The 16,905-nt window shown below is 66.7% G+C and carries 12 protein-coding genes; 1 reads left to right on the top strand and 11 read right to left on the bottom strand.

What is annotated here, in order from left to right:
• Window positions 1–7 precede the first annotated feature (7 nt).
• The 5 genes from sdhD to ABC977_RS10550 form a co-directional block, all read right to left on the bottom strand.
• Window positions 8–352 (bottom strand): succinate dehydrogenase, hydrophobic membrane anchor protein, encoded by a 345-nt coding sequence (gene sdhD / locus ABC977_RS10570; RefSeq protein WP_369667228.1) that lies wholly within the window; start codon window positions 350–352, stop codon window positions 8–10.
• On the bottom strand, window positions 349–720 hold the full coding sequence (sdhC, locus tag ABC977_RS10565) for a succinate dehydrogenase, cytochrome b556 subunit (protein WP_369667227.1): 372 nt from the start codon (window positions 718–720) through the stop codon (window positions 349–351). Before sdhC ends, sdhD begins: the two co-directional genes overlap by 4 nt.
• A 278-nt stretch (window positions 721–998) precedes the next feature.
• Window positions 999–1,496: a ribosome biogenesis factor YjgA gene (gene yjgA / locus ABC977_RS10560; protein ID WP_369667226.1), complete on the bottom strand. Its 498-nt coding sequence runs from the start codon at window positions 1,494–1,496 to the stop codon at window positions 999–1,001.
• 243 nt (window positions 1,497–1,739) lie between these two features.
• Window positions 1,740–3,500 (bottom strand): single-stranded-DNA-specific exonuclease RecJ, encoded by a 1,761-nt coding sequence (gene recJ, locus ABC977_RS10555; RefSeq protein WP_369667225.1) that lies wholly within the window; start codon window positions 3,498–3,500, stop codon window positions 1,740–1,742.
• 77 nt (window positions 3,501–3,577) lie between these two features.
• Window positions 3,578–4,855 carry an O-acetylhomoserine aminocarboxypropyltransferase/cysteine synthase family protein gene (locus ABC977_RS10550; RefSeq protein WP_369667224.1) on the bottom strand — a complete coding sequence of 426 codons (1,278 nt, stop codon included), beginning with the start codon at window positions 4,853–4,855 and terminating at the stop codon, window positions 3,578–3,580.
• 399 nt (window positions 4,856–5,254) lie between these two features.
• Here ABC977_RS10550 and ABC977_RS10545 point away from each other — a divergent pair, with 399 nt between their 5' ends.
• Window positions 5,255–6,085 carry a bestrophin-like domain gene (locus tag ABC977_RS10545; protein ID WP_369667223.1) on the top strand — a complete coding sequence of 277 codons (831 nt, stop codon included), beginning with the start codon at window positions 5,255–5,257 and terminating at the stop codon, window positions 6,083–6,085.
• Between the two features lie 329 nt (window positions 6,086–6,414).
• Here the strand turns inward: ABC977_RS10545 and ABC977_RS10540 are convergent, their stop codons facing one another.
• From ABC977_RS10540 to ABC977_RS10515, 6 genes are all read right to left on the bottom strand, one after another.
• Window positions 6,415–8,223, bottom strand: a complete 1,809-nt coding sequence (locus tag ABC977_RS10540; protein ID WP_369667222.1) for a SulP family inorganic anion transporter — start codon at window positions 8,221–8,223, stop codon at window positions 6,415–6,417.
• Window positions 8,224–8,536: 313 nt separating this feature from the next.
• On the bottom strand, window positions 8,537–8,815 hold the full coding sequence (locus ABC977_RS10535; protein ID WP_369667221.1) for a hypothetical protein: 279 nt from the start codon (window positions 8,813–8,815) through the stop codon (window positions 8,537–8,539).
• A gap of 109 nt (window positions 8,816–8,924) precedes the next feature.
• Window positions 8,925–11,432, bottom strand: coding sequence for a glycogen/starch/alpha-glucan phosphorylase (locus ABC977_RS10530; RefSeq protein ID WP_369667220.1), 2,508 nt, complete (start codon window positions 11,430–11,432; stop codon window positions 8,925–8,927).
• Window positions 11,429–12,190 (bottom strand): LOG family protein, encoded by a 762-nt coding sequence (locus ABC977_RS10525; protein WP_369667219.1) that lies wholly within the window; start codon window positions 12,188–12,190, stop codon window positions 11,429–11,431. The genes ABC977_RS10530 and ABC977_RS10525 overlap by 4 nt, the downstream gene beginning before the upstream one ends.
• 24 nt (window positions 12,191–12,214) lie before the next feature.
• Window positions 12,215–14,590, bottom strand: coding sequence for a phosphoketolase family protein (locus tag ABC977_RS10520; protein WP_369667218.1), 2,376 nt, complete (start codon window positions 14,588–14,590; stop codon window positions 12,215–12,217).
• Window positions 14,591–15,202: 612 nt separating this feature from the next.
• On the bottom strand, window positions 15,203–16,843 hold the full coding sequence (locus ABC977_RS10515; protein ID WP_369667217.1) for a sigma 54-interacting transcriptional regulator: 1,641 nt from the start codon (window positions 16,841–16,843) through the stop codon (window positions 15,203–15,205).
• Window positions 16,844–16,905: the final 62 nt, after the last annotated feature.

Genomic DNA, 16,905 nt, shown 5'->3' with positions numbered 1-16,905 from the left:
CGCCTCGTTACCCCTCCAGACCGGCCAGGATGATCGCCCTGACCGCCCACAACCCGGATGCAAGAAAAACCAGCGCGGTGAGCGACAGCAGCGCGACGCGCAGGCCGATTGGTTTCACGTAGTCCATCAGCACGTCGCGCAGGCCCACCCAGGCGTGGGCGAGAAGCACCGGGATGAACAGCAGCCAGCCGAGACTGACCAGCGGCTGGGCGACCCAGGCCCGCCAGGCCGCGTAATCGGCCGGTGCGGCGATCGCGAAGTGCAGGACCAGATAGGAACAGAAGAGACCCAGGTAGATGGCCGTGATCCGCTGCACGAGCCAAGCCTTGAGCCCCGAGGCCTGTCGGCTCATAGCGCAATCCCTCCGATGACGACCAGCGCCAGTGCCGCGGCGATGACGGTCCAGGCGCTCTGGCGGGCCGCAGCCCGTTCGAGACCTAACCCGAGATCGAGCACCAGGTGCCGGATGCCGGCGAGCAGATGATGGAACAGTGACCAGGCGAGCACGAACAGCACAAGGGTCGCGAACCAGTGGCCGAGCCAGTCAGCCACCAACGCGAAACCCTCCGGGCCGGACAGTGACAGGCCGAGCAGGCTGGCCGCGACGGGGATGGTCACGACCAGCAACAGGCCGCTGATCCGGTGCAGGATCGACGCGATACCGGTCGCCGGCAGCTTGATCCGGGTTAGTTCCAAGAAGACGGGTCGATTGGCACTCATCGCTGACTCGCTCGGTGGTCGTCCTGGCCGCTCGGCCCGGTTACCCCGCTGTTGCGACAGGGTCGGGTACGGGAGCAGGACCGGCTAGCGAAACGGTACAGGATAACAGCGGGCACTGCGGATTGATCCATTGGTTCTGTCAACTCTTTATCACGACACTTTGCCGTGAGCACAGGGCCGCGAGTCGTCAAGTAGACTGGGCGTTCTACGCCGCCTCACGGCGCTGGACGACGAGCCGAACGCCTCCTCGCGCGAACTGAAAGGCGGGCGCGGCACCATCAATCGACGGCCTCGGCGAGGATTTCGCGCAGAAAACGGAACAGTTTTCGGGGAGCATCCGGCCGCTCACGCTCGGTATCGCGCTGTGCGGCCCGCACCAGTTGCCGCAACCGCTGACGATCGGTCTGGGGGTGCAGGGTCAAGAATTCGCTGAGCGCCATGTCGCCCTCGCCGATCAGGCGCGCCCGCCAGTGCTCGACCTGATGATGTCGGGCCGCCGCCGCGCGCTCGTGCTCGGCCTTCTGTTCGACCAATGCCCGGACGGCCTCCTGCTCATCCCGCTCGAGCAGGTTCGCGATGCGTTTCCAGTGACGCCTGCGCGCGCGCAGATCCTTGATCCGGGCTGTCTCATCAAGCGCCTCCCAGGTCGCCTCGCTCAGTCCCAGACGCTCGAGTTCAGCGCGCGGCATCGCAGCCAGCCGCTCCGCCAACTGCTGCAATGCCAGGTGTTCTCGCTTGATCTGGCTCTTGCTCGGACCCTCTGGAATCGGATCCATATCCACTGTTCTTTCTCGGGTATCGATCGTATGTCCTCCGCGTGAGTAGGAAGCGCTCGGATGTCGCCGGGCGCCGCCCCGGAATCAGGACATCGACCTCGGCCGCCACGGCTCCGGCAACGGCCCAGATCTGCCCGAGCAGTGGCGTGACGAGTCAGGCGACTGATTCGGGCGGCGACGACCTGGTCAAGGACTCAGGGTATATCAGGCGCAGGGCGGTCTGGTAAAGGAGGAGCCGACGAACTACTCGGCTCCGGGGGGCGACGGCAGGTGCTCGACGACCAGTTGTGGCGTCCTTTGTCCCTGGTAGTCGTTGACGTCGAGACGGTAGGCGAGATGCGCTTCCGGGCCGATGTCGGCGATCCGATCGGCGAGCTGAAAGCCGATCGCGTCGATCGGCGAGCCACCGGGCGCGCGGACCCGCAGGCGCAGATGCTTCTCGCCGACGACGCGGCGCGCCAAAACCTCGAACGGACCGTCGAACAAGGGCTCGGGAAAACCCTTGCCCCATGGACCGGCGAAGCGCAGGCGTTCGGCGGTCGCGAGCGTCAGGCCTGCCCCGGGCAGCTCGCCGTCCGACAGCAGTTCGCGCACCGGCGCGGTCTCGCCGAGTTCGTGTCGGACCACATCGACGAAGGCCTCGCGGAAGCTCTCGAATCCGGCCCGCGGCAGACTCAAGCCCGCGGCCATCGCATGGCCACCGAAGCGTTCGATCAGGCCCGGGTGCGCGCGATCGACGGCGGCGATCAGATCACGGATGTGCAAGCCCTCGATCGACCGCGCCGAACCGCGCAGCGATCCGTCGCTGGCCTCGCCGAACGCGATGGCCGGTCGGTGATACCGCTCGCGCAGCCGCGCCGCGAGCAGGCCGGTGATGCCCTGGTGCCACCCGGGAGCGAACAGACACAGCGCTGGGGGCGGTTCGGTGCCATCCAGCGACAGGGTCGCGAGCAGATCCTCGGCCTGGTCCTTCATCTCGCCTTCGATCAGACGGCGCTCGCCATTGAGCCGATCCAGTTCGCGCGCCATCGCAAGCGCCTGGGCCGGATCCTCGGTCAGCAGGCACTCGACGCCGAGACTCATGTCCGTGAGCCGGCCCGCAGCATTGAGCCGCGGCGCCACGGCAAAGGCCAGGTCGCGCGCCGTGATCCGCGCCGCGTCGCGACCGGCCACCGCGAACAGCGCCCGCAATCCCGGCCGACCGCGGCCGGCGCGGATCCGCCGCAGGCCCTGTTCGACCAGGATCCGGTTGTTGCGATCGAGCGTCACGACATCGGCGACGGTGCCGAGCGCGACCAGGTCCAACCACTCGGCGAGATTCGGCTCCGGGCGAGCCGCGCCAAACCAGTTCGAGCCGCGCAGTCGTGCCCGCGTCGCCGCGAGGACATAAAAGACGACGCCGACCCCGGCGAGATGCTTGCTCGGGAAGGGGCAATCCGATCGGTTCGGGTTGACGACGGCCACCGCCTCCGGCATCGCCGGGCCGGGCAAGTGGTGATCGGTGATCAGCACGGCGATGCCGAGCGCGTTCGCGCGAGCGACGCCGGCATGGCTGGCCATCCCGTTGTCGACGGTCAGGATCAGATCGGGGCGCTCTCGCGCGGCAACCTCGACGACCGCCGGGCTCAGGCCGTAGCCGAAGGCGAACCGACTCGGGATCAGGTAACCGACCCGAGCCGCGCCGAGCGCACGCAGACCGAGCACCGCGAGCGCGCTCCCGGTGGCCCCATCGGCATCGTAATCGCCGACGACGAGGATCGACCCACCGCGCTGGATCAGGTCGGCGAGTCGCTCGGCCGCCGCGTCGATGCCGGCCAGGTCCGTGAACGGATGCAGCCCGGCCAGCGACAGGTCGGCCTCGGTTCCGCCCCGGACCCGATACAGCCGCTCACATAAGGCCTCGACCTCGCCAGGCAGTAGGCCACCCGGCGCGGCCCGACGCACGAGCCGTACTGGCGCACGCCCGCGCGTCGGATCGGGAGGGGACGGTAGGCCGTGATCCATGGGGCGCGCAGCATACCACCGCGGACCGCGCCGCGCGACGCGCCGGCGCCGGTCGGTCCGCGGTCCGCGGTCCGCGATCAGGCGGCCGCGGCCAGGGCTTGATCGAGGTCGAGCAGGATATCGTCGATGTGCTCCAAGCCGATCGACAGCCGCACCAGATCCTCGGAGACACCGGCCATTGCCAGCTCCTCGGGCGACAGCTGGCGGTGGGTCGTGGTGGCCGGGTGACAGGCCAGCGTCTTCGCATCGCCGATGTTGACCAGGCGAACCGCGAGTTCGAGCGCATCGATGAAGCGCGCGCCGGCCGCGCGACCACCCTGGATCCCGAAGCACAGGATCGCGCTGGCCCGCGCCCCGTCCATGTACTTCTGCACCAGTGGGTAGTCGGGGCTGTTTGGCAGCCCGGCGTACCGTACCCAGGCGACCCGCGGATGGCCCTTCAGGAACTCGGCGACCGCCAGCGCGTTGTCGCAGTGGCGATCCATGCGGACCGGCAGCGTCTCGATCCCCTGCAGGACCAGGAAGCTGTTGAAGGGCGAGATCGCGGCACCCATGTTGCGCAAGGGCACGACGCGGGCGCGGCCGATGTAGGCCGCCGGCCCGAGCGCCTCCGTATAGACGACCCCATGGTAAGACACGTCCGGTTCATTCAACATCGGGAACCGCTCGGCGTGCTGCGCCCACGGAAACCGGCCGGAATCGACCAGCGCCCCGCCGATCGTCGTACCATGACCGCCCATGTATTTGGTCAGCGCATGGACCACGATGTCGCCGCCGTGTTCGAATGGCCGGCACAGGTAGGGCGTCGGGACCGTGTTGTCGACGATCAGCGGCACCCCGTGGCTGTGGGCCATCTCGGCGATCGCCGCGAGGTCCGCGACATTGCCGGCCGGGTTGCCGATCGATTCGCAGAAGACCGCCTTGGTCTTCGCATCGATCTGGGCGGCCATGCCGGCGATGTCGTTCGGTGCCACGAACCGCACCTGGATCCCGAGCCGCGGCAAGGTGTGCGCGAACAGGTTGTAGGTGCCACCATAGAGCGTCGAGGTCGCGACGATGTTGTCGCCGGCCTGCGCGATCGTGAAGATCGCATAGGTGACCGCCGCCATGCCCGAGGCCAGGGCCAGACCCGCGACGCCGCCCTCCATCGCGGCGACGCGCTTCTCGAGCACATCGCTGGTCGGGTTCATGATCCGGGTGTAGATGTTGCCCGGGACCTTGAGGTCGAACAGGTCGGCCCCGTGCTGCGTGTCGTCGAACGCGTATGAGGTCGTCTGGTAGATGGGGGTCGCCACGGCCTTGGTCGTCGGGTCAGGCGCGTAGCCGGCATGGATGGCCAGGGTCTCGATCTTCATGTCGGTGGTATCCCGTCGTTATTGGTTTTCTCGAACGTCTTCGTGAGGGTTCCGCGCGACGGTCGGCGAGCGGGGCTTCGTCGCCGAACCGACGAAACGCCATCCAAGACGAAGCTCCGTTGAACACGCGTCGCGAGGAAGCCACCCGCGCACCGAGGAGGCAACCTTCGTCATCATTGTTCTGTTGCGGGCGCGATGGAGTTCAGGGACCGTGTGAGCCGGAGAGGCCTGAACGGTGCCTCATCTTAGCCCCAGCCGCGCACCACTGTCGATCGGCCGTGCGCGCGGCTCGCGTGCGGCCGGTCCCCCGCCTGCCTCATGCTTCGACGATGGCAATCCTCGCTAACCGTTCTGATAAGATCGCCGCACATCATCTTCACCCGGATCATGGCCGTCGCCATGCAGCTCTCCAATCCACTCGTCCAGTCCGCCTTGCTCGCCCTTGGCCTATTCCTTTCCCTGATCGTCGCCCAGTTCGCGGGCCGCGCCATCGGACGGTGGCGCGCCGGTGTGCGTGCTGGCGAGAAGAAGAGCGGTTCCTCCACAGCCGTCGATGGCGCCGTGTTCGCGCTCCTCGGATTGTTGCTGGCCTTCACCTTTACCGGCGCCGACGCACGCTTTCAGCATCGCCGCGACCTGGTGATCGAGCAGGTCAACGCCCTCGGAACGGCCTGGTTGCGGATAGACCTGCTCACTGCAGCGGACCAGCCACCGATCCGCGACCTGTTTCGGCGCTATGTCGATCAACTCCGCCGGGTCGCGGTACAAAGCTGGGATCCGCAAGCCTTGGCGCGAACCATCGAGGACACGGTCGAGTTGCAGGACGAGATCTGGGCCTTGGCCGTCGCCGCCGTGGAACGCGACGGGCGACCGCAAGTCGCGACCTTGTTGCTGCCGGCCTTGAACCAGAGCTTCGACCTGAGCAACAGCCGTCTTGCGGCGGCCCGGATCCATGTCCACCCGCAGGTCCTCTGGTTCCTGTTCGGTATCGCAATCCTCAGCGGTATCGTGGCCGGCCGCGCGCAGTCTGCGACCCCGCGACCGGATCTTTTCCACACGCTGATCTTCGCCGGTCTGATCTCGGCCACCCTCTATTTCATCCTGGATCTGGACTATCCGCGTCTGGGCTTCATCAGGCTCGACTCGGTCGATATCATGATGGATGAACTGCGAGCGAGCCTCGGCGAGGTGCCCGCGCCATCGGACCTGGGATCCTCGGCGAGCCCCTAACGCTTCTGGTTGGGGCCACCCGTAGCATGAAACCTCTCGACCAGGCACCGGTTAACTGGTTTGCGGCCGTGGATGACGCGTCAAACGAGCACCGGCGCTTCACGGGAGCCATGCGGATCTTCGCGCTACTGCTGCTGACCGGTGTGTCCGTCGTCCAGGCCCAGGATGATGGGCACACGCACACTCGCTCATCGGGGCGCGTCAAGGCACGACGCCGCCGATCGCAACGCAGCCGAACGATGCAGACAGCCTTCCTCCCTTGCTGCTCACGCCCCATCCTTCGTCCACTCGTCGGCCACCCTGGCGATCAGGCGGCAGATCGGCGCGCATCAGGGCCCCGGGGGCTGCTCTCGGTCGGTCGGTCCAGTCGGGACGGCATGCTCGCCCGCCATCGCGAGATAGGCCCGGTGCGCCTGGCGCAGTGTCGAAAAGCGCCGCGTGATCTTGATCCGGTCGAGCAGGCCCCGAGCGCGTAGCCATTCGTTGATCTCGGTGAAGCGCCCGGCGAAGACCAACTCGACACCGCGATCGGCCAATTCGGCCCGAAGGTCGGCGAGCGCGTCGACGCCGCTGATATCGAACTGCGTCAGCGGGATCATGTCGAGGACGAACCAACGCAGTCCGGCCCCCTCGCGGTCGACGGCGGCGAGGGCCTCGCGCTTGAAGTAGGCGGCGTTGAAGAACACCAAGGGGCCGTTGAAACGAAACAGGATCAGGCCCGGCGCGGTGCTGGCATCGGCATGGCGGCCGAGGGCATGAAACCCGGCACCGGAGACACTGCCAAGCACCTCGGCCGGCGGGCGGGCGGCCAAATGGATGAAACGCAGCAGCGCGAGCAGCACGGCGAACAGGATCGCCTGGATCGCACCGACCCAAACCACCCCGAGCGTCGCGACGATCGACAGCAGGAACTCCGACTTATCCATGATCCAGAAGCGTTTGAGCGAGCCGAGATCGAGCAGCGACAGGGCCGCCATGATCAGCACCGCCCCTAATGCCGCGACCGGCACGAATTGCAGCGGCCCAGTCAGGAACAGCAGCACCAACGCGACGCTCGCGGCCGCGAACAGCCCGGCGACGCGGGTTCGCCCACCGGCCGCATCGCTCATCGCGGTGCGCGAGTCGGCACCCGAGATCGCGAAGCCCTGCGAAAAGGCCGATGCGATGTTGGCCGCACCGAGCGCGGCGAATTCCCGGTCGACGTCCACGTCGTAGCGGTTCTTGGCGGCGAAGCTGCGCGCGGTCAGCATCGCGCTCGAGAAGCTGATCAGGGCGATACCGGCCGCCGCGGCCAGCAGCTCATCGAGGTGCGCGACGGCCAACTCGAGCGTTGACGCCGGAAGCCCCAGCGACGGCAAACCGGGCGGGACCGCGCCGAGCGTCGCGACACCGGCCTCGCCGAGCCCGAGCGCCGCGACGACGGCCCCGGCGACGACCATCGCCACCAGCGCCGCCGGCAGCTTGCGCGTGAATCGAGGCATCAAGAACAGGACCACGAAGGCCAGCGCCGCCACCGCCAGTGTCGGCCAGTGGGTCTGCGCGATCTTGGTCGCGACCTCGATCGCGACGGGCACGATGCCTTTGTCCTCGACATCGAAGCCGAACAGCTTACCGGCCTGGCCGAGCGCGATGCTGATCGCGATCCCGTTCAGGAAACCGACCAGGATCGGCCGCGACAGAAAATCCGCCAGTGCCCCGAGCCGCAAGAAGCTGGCCGCGATGCAGAGCAAGCCGGCGAACAGCGCAAGCAGCGCCGAAAGGGCGACATAGGCCCCAGCGTCGCCGGCGGCGATCGGCGCAACGGCCGCGGCGATCAGCGCGCAGGTCGCCGCATCCGGGCCGACGATCAACTGGCGGGAGGTCCCGAACAGCGCATAGGCGATCAGCGGCAGGATGCTCGAGTAGAGCCCGACGACCGGATCGAAACCAGCCAGTTGCGCATAGGCAACGCCGACCGGCAGGGCCACCGCGGCGACCGCCAGACCGGCGGTCAGATCGTGAGGCAGGTCGGCCCGGCGATAGCGGATCAGATCCGGCACCCCGGGGGCGAAGCGTCCGAGGCGATCGACGAATGACGAGGGATGAGGAGGCGGCATGGTGCGTACCCTTCGGCCGGTATCGAGGGTTGCAAAAGTCATCGCAGACGGCTCGCTGCGACACGCTGCAAGGACGTCCCTGTCAGCTCGACGGCGGGATCCCTCCCGCCGACGGTCGCCGCGACCCGCCTCCGATGACTTTCGGGACGATTGATATCAAGGCAACGGGGAGCTGTCATTCATCGACGCGATCATCCGCAGCAGAAGTCCGAAACGCGCCCCGTCGCGCACCGCCGGCCGATCCGCGACGCGGGCCTGTTCCGAGACGCAGTCTCGGTCGACGCACCGCGACCAACGAACCCCATGATCCCGACGCGGACCGCGGTCGGCACGGTCCAGGGGCTCGCGTGGGCGGTCATGGACCCTGTTCGTTCTCGAGCGCCTTGCTCGTGATCTCCCGATAAAGCCCGATCGCACGCATGTAGAGCGGTTGTAGGTCGGGGCGTTGATCGACGAAGCGTTTGATGTCCTCGGCGTCCCGCATCACGTTTTCGAGGTGCTCGATGTCGGCGCCGTCGAGCTTTTCGCCGCGGTCGACCTTCGCCTTGATGTCGAGCGCCCGTGGCAGACGGAACTTCTCGAACCGGTCGATGATGGCGGCGATGATGCCATCCTGATGCGAGGCTTGCGTCATGTCGTCCTCCAGCTGATGGGTCGAATGGATCTTGATCGAATGTCTCGGCCGCGCATCGCCCGTGGCCAAAAGCTCGCCGAGCCCGTGCCGGCCGCGGTCGGGCAGCAGCTCACGCGATGTGCGCCGACACGGCGACCGGTTGCAGGCCCCAGATCTCGTCGGCGTACTCGCGGATCGCGCGATCCGACGAGAAGCGGCCGCAGCGGGCCGTGTTCAGGATCGCCATGCGCGTCCAACGTTCCGGATCGCTCCAGGCGCTTGCGACCCGTTCCTGACACGCGACATAGGCGGCGTAATCGGCGAGGACCAGGAACGGATCCGAGTCGGTGAGGTTCTCGACCAGTGGCCGGAAGACTTCGCTGTCGCCGCTCGCGAAGTGACCGCTGCCGATCATGTCGAGGACCGCCCGGAGCTCGGCATGGCTGTCGAGCCAATCGGCCGATCGGTATCCTTGCCGCTGGAGCCGCGCCACCTCGTCGGCCGTGAGACCGAAGAGAAAGAAGTTCTCGTCGCCGACCTGCTCACGGATCTCGACATTGGCGCCATCGAGCGTTCCGATCGTCAGCGCGCCATTGAGCATGAACTTCATATTGCCGGTACCCGAGGCCTCCTTGCCGGCCGTCGAGATCTGTTCCGACAGGTCCGCGGCCGGATAGATCAGCTCGGCATTGCGGACGTTGAAATTGGGTACGAACGCGACCTTGAGTCGCTCATTGACCTCCGGGTCGGCATTGATCGTCCCGGCGACCGCGTTGATCAGCTTGATGATGCGCTTGGCCAGGAAATAACCGGGCGCGGCCTTGCCGCCGAAGATGAAGGCGCGCGGCGGGATCCCAAGGCCGGGGTCGGCCTTCAGCCGCCGGTAGAGGGTCAGGATGTGCAGCAGATTCAGGTGCTGGCGCTTGTACTCGTGGATACGCTTGACCTGGATGTCGAACAGCCAGTTCGGATCGAGCTCGACGCCCGTCTGGGTCGCAATATAGTCGGCCAAACGCCGCTTGTTGGCGTGCTTGATCGCGCGCCATTCACTCCGGAAGGCCGGGTCCTCGATATGGGCCTCGAGGCGACGCAACGCGGTGAGGTCGACCAGCCAATCTGTGCCGAGGGTCCGGTCGAGCAGCGCTCGCAGCCCGGGATTCGCGAGGGCCAGGAAGCGGCGTGGCGTGACGCCGTTGGTCTTGTTGCTGAAGCGTTCCGGCCAGAGTTCGTGGAAGTCTGCGAGCACGCTGTTCTCGAGCAGGTCGGTATGCAGGGCCGCGACCCCGTTGATGGCGTGGCTCCCGACACTGGCCAGGTGGGCCATGCGCACCTGTTTGTCGCCGACTTCGCCGATCAACGACATCCGTGCCACCCGCGCCTCGTCACCGGGAAACCGGGCACGCACCTGATCGAGGAAGCGGCGGTTGATCTCGAAGATGATCTCCAAGTGCCGCGGCAGACACTCGCGAAACAACGGCAGCGACCAAGTCTCGAGCGCCTCGGGGAGCAGGGTGTGATTCGTGTAGCCGAAGGCCGCGACCGTGATGGCCCAGGCCTGGTCCCAGTCGAGGTGGCGCTCGTCGATCAGCAGGCGCATCAGTTCCGCGACGCCGATCGATGGGTGGGTGTCGTTGAGCTGCACGGCATAGCGCTCGGCGAACCGCTCGACCGGCACCCCGGCCAGATCCAGTATCCTGAGCATGTCTTGCAGCGAACAGGAGACGAAGAAGTACTGCTGGGCCAGGCGCAGGCGTTTACCGATCGCCGGCTCGTCGTTCGGATAGAGCACCTTGGTGACTGTCTCGGAGCGGAGCTTCGCCTCCACGGCCTCGAAGTAATCGCCGGTGTTGAAGGCCTGGAAGTCGAACGACTCGACCGCCTCCGCGCTCCATAGCCGCAGGGTGTTGCAGGTGTCGACGCCGAACCCCTGGATCGGTGTGTCGTAAGCCAACCCCTTGACGACCCGGAACGGGACCCAGCGGACACGTTGAAGGCCGGCCTCGTCGGCATAGGTCTCGGTGTGGCCGCCCCAGTTGACCTCGTAACAAATGTCGGGCTTCGCGATCTCCCAGGGGTTGCCCGCGTGCAGCCATTTGTCGGTCCGCTCGATCTGCCAGCCGTCGCGGATCTGTTGCGCGAAGATGCCGAACTCGTAGCGGATGCCATAACCGACCGCAGGATAGGCCAGGGTCGCGAGCGAATCGAGATAACAGGCGGCCAGCCGGCCGAGGCCACCATTGCCCAGGCCCGGCTCCGGTTCGCAGTCGATGATGGTGTCCAGATCCTGTCCGAGAGCGGCGAGGGCGCCGCGCGCGGCCTCCTCCAGGCCGAGGTTCAGCAGGTTGTTGGCCAGGTGCGGCCCCAGCAGAAATTCGGCCGACAGATAGCAGGCGAGCTTGCGCTCCTGTTCGAAGTAGGTCTCCGTCGTGCGGATCCAGCGGTCCTGTAGTCGATCGCGCACGGCCAGCGCCAGTGCCCGATAATAGTGGGCCGGCGTCGCCAGGGCCGGCAGCTGCCCGATCGAATAGCGCAGGTGATCGACGATTCCTTGTTGCAGCGCTGCGGGGTCCAGTCCGACACGCACGGTGGCGCCGACCGCCGCAGCCCCTTGCGACGTCGTGGGTGTATTGGTCTTCATGATGGCCGGTCCTCTTGGCACGATGGGGAATCACCGATTCGCTGCTGGGTTTGGCTCTGAAGCCACCGGGCATGATGTTCGCGCACGATCGCGATCGCCTCGTCCGCACCCGTCACGCACCGGGGGATCGCCATATCCTCCGGGTTGGCCAGTTCGAAGCCTGGGCGCAGCATGTAGCGCGCGGCCCAGTCGACCAGCTCGCTCCACATCTTGCCGGTCAGGATCAGCGGCGTGTCCCGCAGATGCCGCACCTGCAGGAGTTGCCAGACCAGCATGGTTTCGAGCACGGTGCCGATCCCACCGGGCACCACGATATAGGCATCGGACAGCAACACGAAATGGTGCAGCCGCGTGAAGAAGGTCTGATGCTCGTAAGCCTCCTGCACGAAGGGGTTCACCTCCTGCTCGAACGGCAGATCGACCCGGATGCCGACGCTCTGGGCCCGTTCGCCGGCGGCGCTCGACCGGGCGCCCTCGTTGGCCGCCTGCATCAGGCCGGGGCCGCCGCCGGTCACGATATCGCAATCCAGGGCGGCCAACTCGGCCGCCAAGCGCTTCACCTCGTCGTAGACCCAATGACCCGGCTGGGTGCGCGCCGAGCCGAAGATGGTGACCCGGTAGCGCTCGCGCTTCGACGGGCGCAGTCGGGTCAGGTTGTTGACCAGGCTCCAGAGGCCGAAGAGGGTGTCGATCAGTATCCGCTTGACGCCCTCCTCATCGGCCAGGCTGACGGTTCGTGGATCGCGTGGCTCCGACATTGGGTGCCCTCGGGTTGATGTGGCTCACAGGGGCCAGGTCCAGTCGTCGACGTCGGGCTTGTCGATGCCGTGCTCGTAGGCGTACTGGCGGCACTCGATCTGCATGTCGCGTAGCCGCTCCTTGACGTGCGCGCCGGCCACCTGGAGCCGCGGTACCCGGTTGATGACGTCGATCGCGAGGCTGAAGCGGTCGATCTCGTTGCTGATCGCGAGCTCAAGCGGCGTGTTGATGTTGCCCTTTTCCTTGTAGCCGCGCACATGCAGGTTGTTGTGGTTGGTGCGGCGGTAGGCGAGCCGATGGATCAGCCAGGGATAGCCGTGGAAGTTGAAGATGATGGGCCTGTCCTTCGTGAAGAGGCTGTCGAAGTCCTGGTCGGAGAGGCCGTGCGGGTGCTCGCCGGCCGGCTGGAGCTTGAAGAGGTCGACGACATTGATGAAGCGGATTTTGATGTCCGGGAAGTGCTCGCGCAGCAGCGCGGTGGCGGCCAGGGCCTCCTTGGTCGGGATGTCGCCGCAGCCGGCCAGCACGGCATCGGGCTCCGCCCCCTGGTCGTTGCTCGCCCAGTCCCAGATGCCGATGCCCTTGGTGCAGTGCTTGATCGCCGCGTCCATGTCGAGATACTGGAGGTGGCTCTGCTTGTCGCAGACGATCACGTTGATGTCGTCGCGGCTCTGCAGGCAGTGGCTCACGGTCGAGAGGAGGCAGTTGACGTCCGGCGGCAGGTAGATGCGCGTGACCTCCGGGTTCTTGTTGACGACCACGTCGAGGAAGCCCGGGTCCTGGTGCGTGAAGCCGTTGTGGTCCTGGCGCCAGACCGTTGAGGTGATCAAGAGGTTGAGCGAGGAGATCCGCGCCCGCCAGGGGATCTCCTCGCAGATGGCGAGCCACTTGGCGTGCTGGTTGTACATCGAGTCGATGACGTGGACGAAGGCCTCGTAGGTCGCGAAGAACCCGTGCCGGCCGGTCAGCACATAGCCCTCGTACCAGCCTTCCAGCGTGTGCTCCGAGAGCATCTCCAGCACCCGGCCGTCCGGTGAGAGCTCGCCGCCGTCGGCATCCTCGGGCAGGTAGTCGCAGAGCCAGAGCTTCTTGCTGACCTCATAGACGGAATCCAGCTTGTTGGAGCTGTTCTCATCCGGGCCAAAGACGCGGAAGTTGTCCATGTTCTTGGCCATGACGTCGCGCAGCAGCGCGCCGGTCGGCTTGGTGTTGAACGCACGGAGCTTGCCGGGCTCGGGGACGGCCAGGGCATAGTCGCGGAAGTCGGGCATCCGCAGGTCGCGACGCAAGAGCCCGCCGTTGGCGTGGGGGCTTGCGCTCATCCGCAGCGGCCCCTGGGGGGCCAGGGCCTTGAGCTCGGGAATCAGCCGGCCGGTCGCATCGAACAGCTCCTCGGGTCGGTAGCTGCGCATCCAGTCCTCGAGCTGTTTCAAGTGCGCCGGGTTATTGTGCATCCCGGACAGAGGCACCTGATGGGCGCGCCAGAAGCCCTCGACCTTGTGGCCGTCGACCTCGGCCGGGCCGGTCCAGCCCTTGGGCGTGCGCAGCACGATCATCGGCCAATGGCAGCGGGTCGCCTGGCCGCTGGCGCGGGCCGCTTGCTGGAAGGCGCGGATCTCGGCAAGGCAGGCGTCGAGCGTCGCGGCCATGGCCTGGTGCATGGTTTCGGGGTCGTCGCCCTCGACTAAGTGCGGGGTCCAGCCATAGCCACGGAACAGGCTCGCCAGCTCCTCGTTGGGGATGCGCGAGAGGAGCGTGGGGTTGTTGATCTTGTAGCCGTTCAAATGCAGGATCGGCAGCACCGCGCCGTCGCGGATCGGATTCAAGAATTTGTTCGAGTGCCAGGAGGTCGCCAGCGGGCCGGTCTCGGCCTCGCCGTCGCCGACCGCCACCGCGACCAGCAGGTCCGGGTTATCGAAGGCCGCCCCGAAGGCATGCGAGATCGAGTAGCCCAACTCGCCGCCCTCGTGGATGGAGCCTGGGGTCTCCGGGGTGCAGTGCGAGCCGATCCCGCCGGGGAAGGAGAACTGCTTGAAGAAGCGGCGCAGCCCTTCCTCGTCTTCGCCCTTGTCCGGGTAAACCTCGGAGTAGGTCCCCTCCAGATAGACGGGCGCCAGCACGCCCGGTGCGCCATGCCCTGGCCCAGCCAGGAAGATCGCCTCCTGCTGATGTGCGGTGATGATCCGGTTCAGATGCACGTACATGAAGGAGAGCCCCGGGCTCGCCCCCCAGTGTCCAAGCAGGCGATGCTTCAAGTGCTCCTCGCGCAGGGGCTCCTCGAGCAGCGGGTTGTCGCGCAGATAGATCATGCCGACGGCGAGATAGCAGCAGGCACGCCAGTAGGCGTCGATCTTCGCGAGCTGTTCCGACGACAGGGGCGACGAGTGGACTGCATCCATCGGGTTTCTCCTCGGTAACGATTCAGTTTCGAGTTCTAGACGGCCACTGACCATGAAGCACAAGGCGTTGTAGCTGGCGATTGATTATTCCAATGCGGTTTCGCGGCATTTCCTGTCTGGCTGGCTTGCGTCGAGATGCAACGAGTCTTTAGGCCGATGGTCGAGGCTGAATCGGCCGGCGGATGGTCCCGGTGCCGCGCATCCGCGGGCTTGGGCGTGACGGCCAGCCAGGTCGGTGCGCGGCGAGAGGTGGCGCATCGGTGCACGCGTGGCGATCGCAATGCCAATCCTGGAGGCAAGAAGCCCGCCACGGGTGAAAAGGTCGAGCCGCTCGGCGCATTACGGTTGCCGTACGGTCTTCGAGGCGCCTGCGCGGGACCGGGAGGCCCTGTCATGCTCGGCGCGTAAGGTCTTGAGCAGGAAGTCTGCCGCACGGCGCCGTCGATGACTAGCGTCGCCCGAAACCCCATGGAGAGGATGTGTCGCGGCCTCCTTCGCCGACGGCCTTGCCGAGGGGCCGCGTCTGGCCGAACCGGCGGGCGTGCTCCGAAGCTTTAGAGTTTCTACGACGCCTCGGAGGCGACTCCGAGCCCCGATGTCGGTTAGGCTGCGCTAACCCGAAGAGCTTGGCTCCGAATGGGCGCGCTTGATGCCCAAGCGTTTCATGCGCGACTCCAGCGTCGTTGGCTTGATCGCCAGGCGCTCGGCCGCCCCGCCGGCACCACGGATCCGCCAGTGCGTCTGCTCCAGGACTCGAAGGATGTGAGCACGCTCGGTCGCCTCGAGACCGTCGGCGGGCACCTTGACGGCGGCGGACGCCACCGCGAGCGAGACCTTCAGGATCGGACCGCGCGCGAGGATCATCGCCCGTTCGATCACATTTCGCAGCTCGCGCACGTTCCCCGGCCACGAATAGGCCAGCAGCGCGGCCATCGAATCCTCAGCGATGCGCTCGATCGGCTTGCCCATCGCCTCGCTGAGCTCTTTGACGAATTCCCAGGCCAGCAGCGGAATGTCCTCGGACCGCTCGCGCAACGCCGGTACGGCCACCGGGAAGACATTCAACCGATAGTAGAGGTCTTTGCGGAAACTACCCGCCTCGACGGCGCGCTCCAGATCGCGATTGGTCGCCGAGATCAGCCGCACCTTGACGCGAATCGTGTGCGTGCCACCCACCCGCTCGAACGACCCGTCCTGCAGCACGCGCAGGAGCTTCGTCTGCAGATCCAGCGGCAATTCCCCGATCTCGTCGAGAAACAGCGTCGAGCCATCCGCGAGCTCGAACCGGCCCATCTGGCGTGCCAGCGCGCCGGTGTAGGCGCCCTTCTCCCGCCCGAACAACTCGGCCTCGATCAGCGACGCGGGCAGAGCAGCGCAATTGACCTTGATCATGGCCCGATGGCGGCAGTCGCTGAGGTCGTGGATCGCGTCGGCCAGTACCTCCTTGCCGGTGCCGGTCTCGCCGAGCAGCAGCACCGTCGAACGGGTCGGCGCGACCTGGGCGATCTCGCCCAGGATCTGGTTGAAGCGCGGCGAACGGCTCGTCAGCGCCGGAGCCGACCGCTTGTGGCAGGAATGGCGCAAATAGGCGTTCTCGGCCTCGAGCCGCTCCTTCAACTGCCGGATCTCGGTTAGCGCGGCGGTCAGCTCCCGATCGCGACGGCTGCGCACGAGGGTCTGGGCAAAGACCTCACCGACGATCTTGAGGCGCGTGACCAGCTCGCCCGGCAAGGGTCGCGTGTGATGGAACGCGGCAAAGGTGATCGCAGCGGCAACCCGGCCGCCAACGCGCAGCGGGATGCCGAGATTCGAGCGCAACCCCACCCGCTGGCAGTATTCGGCCTCGACCCTGGCCTGCGGCGGCAAGTCTTCCGGGATCCGTGGCAGCACGACGAGGCGGCCCGCGGCCAGCTCGCCAAGGTACCAGGGGAGATCCGGGGCCGGCCCGGTCGGCATGGCTTGACACCCGGCACGCACCGCGGAGCAGATGACCTCGATGGGCTCGCCCTGGCCGCGGATCTCGGCAAACGAGGCCCGGTGGAAGCCAAGATGCTCGATCAGTTGCGCCAGCGCACGTCCGATCTCGTCGACGACGCGCTCAGCGGGCAGATCGGCGAACAGCGCTGACAGGTTGCCGAGCAGTTGCTCGAAGGCCAGTCGTTCGGCAAACGCGGCGGCCAACTCATCCTGGCCGGAGGATACTGTTTTAGCCTCGCACCAGGCTCGGGCCATCGCGATGCTCTCCATGGGCATTCGGGAGTCCGTTGCGGAGGAACCGACCCGGAGGTTCGGACCCTGCTCCCGCTCGGTCCCCC

The sequence above is a fragment of the Thioalkalicoccus limnaeus genome (genome assembly GCF_041197575.1).
Taxonomy (GTDB): Bacteria; Pseudomonadota; Gammaproteobacteria; order Chromatiales; family Chromatiaceae; genus Thioalkalicoccus; species Thioalkalicoccus limnaeus.
Note: the sequence above shows the minus strand (reverse complement) of the source record. Positions and strands in the feature narration are given on the sequence as shown.